The organism is Vibrio sp. M250220 (genome assembly GCF_036533795.1).
GTDB lineage: Bacteria > Pseudomonadota > Gammaproteobacteria > Enterobacterales > Vibrionaceae > Vibrio.
Genome location: NZ_JATABI010000170.1, coordinates 1 through 714, shown reverse-complemented (window position 1 = coordinate 714; position 714 = coordinate 1). Strand labels below are relative to the sequence as shown.

Here is a 714-nt window from a genome sequence, read left to right as displayed (position 1 = left end):
AGAAAGAGAAGCAGCTTAATAAGCAAGCAAATGATGGCAACTATCTTGAAAAACACCGGTAGTGTTCAGTATCGAGTACAACCCAGAAAGTGCGCTCACTGAAACCAGAGCCAATGCGACACTCCTCTCTATGAATTGTCGCTTAGTTAACCGAGTCACTTGCCAGTCTCTGGATCTAATGGCGCAGTACGATAATTCTCTCCAGCTAAAATATCGTAGTGAATCACCGTATCGCTATTAAACTGAGAGAAATCAAAGTAGACAGTTTCTGCATTAAACTCTTGGTCTTTTGATTTCTTTTCACCATTAACGTAATAAAAGCAACCAAATCCATTCGTCCATCTATTATATTTTGCAGAATAAAAGGGCTCGCATTTTTTAGCTTCAATTATAGAAGTTAAACCTATTGGTTTATTATCATAATCAGTACCGGCTCGATAGATGCGTAGGTTCGCAAACCCTACCGTATCGAAGGCATTGATTAGCTCCACTTCCATATTAGATAGGTAAGTTATGCAGCCTCTCTCTGGTTGTCTTGGTTGGTAAGGGATCCTTAGTTCATAATAATTTTCATCTGCTGAGAAGTTGTGTTCCAACTTAAAACTCTCGTTGTAAATTCCTGTATTTACTTTTCCACTGCCTGCATTCCATGACCATCCGGAGCAGCTTTCCCCACGGCCAAAGTAGTTTACGCGAACACTGATATTGGCATCT

1 protein-coding gene is annotated in these 714 nt (G+C 40.2%); it reads right to left on the bottom strand.

The features are described 5' to 3' along the window. Positions 1 to 155: 155 nt before the first annotated feature. Positions 156 to 714 (bottom strand): hypothetical protein (locus QTN94_RS20190; RefSeq protein ID WP_331428673.1); only part of this gene is annotated, 559 nt, incomplete at its 5' end.